Genomic DNA, 3,223 nt, shown 5'->3' with positions numbered 1-3,223 from the left:
ACGTGGTCGGCGGCTCGGGCAACGACACGGTCTATGGCTCGGCCGACGCCAACGAGCTCAACGGCCAGGACGGCAACGACATCCTGGCGGGTGCCGACGGGGCCGACACCCTCTGGGGTGGCAATGGCAACGACTGGCTCGAGGGCGGCCATGGCAACGATCTCGTGGCCGGCGGGGCGGGCGATGACCGTCTGATCGGCGGCGCCGGCAACGATGTGCTGCACGGCGAGGCTGGGCGCGACCTCTTCGTGTTCGAGAGCGCGCTGAATGCCACCAGCAATGTGGACGTGATCGTCGACTTTGCGGTGGCGGAGGACTGGATCGGGCTGAGCCGGGGCGTGTTCAGCTCGGCGGCCTTGACGGTGGGGTCGGGCGCCACGACGGCGGGAGCGCAGATCGTGTACAACGCTGCGACGGGCGACCTGTCCTACGATGCGGACGGGGTCGGCGGCGCCGCGCAGGTGAAGTTCGCCCATCTGGCGGCCAACCTGGGGCTGACCGCGGCCAACTTCGTCCTGCTCTGATCGCAGAACGCAGTCTTTCAGCAAGACGAAGGAAGGGCCGGTCTCACGACCGGCCCTTCTTGCGTTCCGGAGGAAGGCGAGGGTTCAGGTGACTTGCGAGATACAGGCTTGTGGATGGGGCGGATCCGCGAACTGTCCCTGGAGACTGGTGACAGAAGCCCATGCGACGGCAATCCAGGCAAGCGGCTGGAGGACATGGCTCAGTCGAGGCGGAGCCGTCCGAGCGACACTGAATCATTCACGCTGCGTGTGCGTGGTGCAGCTAAAAGTCAACTTCTCATATGTGGCATAATGTTACTAAGTAACGTAATGAAGCCATGAAGCCGTCGGGAGATGTGACATGGCCCAGAAGTCTCAAACCTTTGCAACGAGTGTGGATCCGAACGTCGCGGCGCTGCTGTCGGGATCGCGCTGGGCGAACGCCACCGTCACCTACAGCTTCCCCGATGCGGCAACCGATTATCCTTACTCGATTGGCCCAGGGTTCACCCCAGCAGACATTTATCAGAAGCAGGTCATACAAGGTATTCTTGAGGGCGTCCTCAGTGGTCAAGTGATTGACGGCTACAGCCTGATGACTTCTGTGGAAGGCATCACCAACCTAGACATGCAATATATAGGCGAGGTCAGTTCCGATATCGCTATTTCGGCCGATTCTACAACGGATCGCGGTGGCGCATTCTATCCCGGAGATCAGCCTATGGCAGGCGATATTGTGCTTCCAATTTACAGCCGTTCTGCCAAAGGCTTGAATGACATCATGCACGAAATCGGCCACGCGCTTGGACTGCAGCATGGTCATAATGTTTTGTCACCGGATCGAGACTCGAAAGAGTTTTCGATCATGACGTACCGGGATTATGTCGGTGAGCCATTCAATGAAGTCGGTGCAGGTGATTACCCCAGTACGTACATGATGTACGATATTGCGGCCCTGCAGTATCTGTATGGCGCGAACTTCAATTTCAACAGCACCGACAGCTTCTATTCGTTCGATCCTGCCTCAGGCGACGCTTATCTCAATGGAGTCAGACAGGTCAAAGCGTTCGGTCGAAACGTGCTTTTCATGACGATCTGGGACGGCGGCGGCAACGACACCTACGATCTCACAGCCTATTCCACGGATCTCACCGTCGATCTAGCGCCGGGCGGCTGGTCGGTGTTCTCTCGGCAGCAGTTGGCTGATTTGTCCGGCACCGGCATCATGGCGCGGGGCAACGTGTTCAACGCGCTGCAGTACAACGGCGATCCGCGCTCTCTGATCGAGAACGTGCGCGGCGGCTCGGGCAACGACAAGATCACCGGCAACAGCGCGGCCAACACGCTCAGCGGCAATTTCGGCAATGACACCTTGTTTGGATTGGCTGGCAACGACACCCTCTATGGTGGAGAGGGCAATGACACGCTCTTTGGCGGACAAGATCACGACATGGTTTACGGCGGAGCCGGCAACGATGCGATTTTGGGTGAAGCCGGCAACGACTACATCGACGGCGGCGATTTGAACGATGCGCTCGATGGGAACAGCGGCGATGACACCATTCTCGGGGGAAGCGGCAACGATCTTATCCTAGGTAACGCAGGAGCTGATTCCCTGGACGGTGGTGACGGTATCGACGTCCTTAGCTATGCCGGGGACTCGACCGGCGTGTCCGTTGACCTGAGGTCCAATTCGGTGGGCGGTGGAACAGCTCAGGGCGATCGGATCAGCAATTTCGAGGCCGTGGATGGAGGCTGGGGCAGGGACACGATCTTCGGCAGCCACGGCGACAACACCTTATATGGCGGGGGGGGCGATGATCTGATATTCGGCGAGTACGGCACCGATACGATTTGGGGACAAGACGGCCACGATGAACTCCACGCCGGCAACGATTACTCGGCCGACACGGTCTATGGCGGCGTTGGTGACGACACGATCTACGGCAGTCTCGGAGCTAACCTGATATACGGCGGCATCGACAACGATGTCATCTATGCCGGCCAGGGCGATGACTGGATCACTGGAGAAGACGGCAACGACTTCCTGCAGGGCGAGGCCGGCAACGACATCATTCTCGGTGGCGCCGGCGCCGACACGCTGGATGGCGGCACGGGTACGGATGCATTGGAATATGGCGACGACTTGACCGGCATCTACATCGATCTGCGGCTGAATTTTGCAAGGTCTGGCCTAGCCGAAGGTGATGTGATCCGCAACTTCGAGACTGTCTATGGAGGCGACGGCAACGACACGCTCTACGGCAGCGCCGACGACAATTATCTCATGGGGCGGGGAGGCAACGACACCATCGCGGGTGCGGGCGGCAACGACACCGTTCTTGGCAGCGACGGCAATGACCTGCTCTATGGCGATGACGGTCAGGATAGCCTGAACGGCGGGCGGGACAACGACACACTGCATGGGGGGCTGGAGAACGATACGCTCGTAGGCCACCTGGGCGATGACAGCCTCTACGGCGAGAACGGCAGTGATTCTCTGTCTGGGGGCGACAACAATGATACCTTGAATGGCGGCGCGGGCGCGGACGTGATGGACGGCGGCGGCGGCATCGATACGCTTGATTATAGCGCCGATCTCAGCGGTGTTTACGTCGATATCAGAACCAACTCGGCCTTCTATGGCGAGGCGGCGGGCGACGTGATCAGCAACTTCGAGAACGTGACCGGCGGTGCGGGCAACGACACGCTCTACGGCA

2 protein-coding genes are annotated in these 3,223 nt (G+C 59.9%); both read left to right on the top strand.

Features of this window, described 5'->3' with window-relative positions:
- Positions 1-524: calcium-binding protein (locus AB4097_RS21350; RefSeq protein WP_442043287.1), on the top strand; the 524-nt coding region annotated here is incomplete at its 5' end.
- 340 nt (positions 525-864) lie between these two features.
- The coding region (locus AB4097_RS21345) for a M10 family metallopeptidase C-terminal domain-containing protein (protein WP_442043285.1) at positions 865-3,223 on the top strand (2,359 nt) is incomplete at its 3' end.

Source organism: Microvirga sp. 2MCAF35, from assembly GCF_052115545.1.
Taxonomy (GTDB): domain Bacteria; phylum Pseudomonadota; class Alphaproteobacteria; order Rhizobiales; family Beijerinckiaceae; genus Microvirga.
Note: the sequence above shows the minus strand (reverse complement) of the source record. Positions and strands in the feature narration are given on the sequence as shown.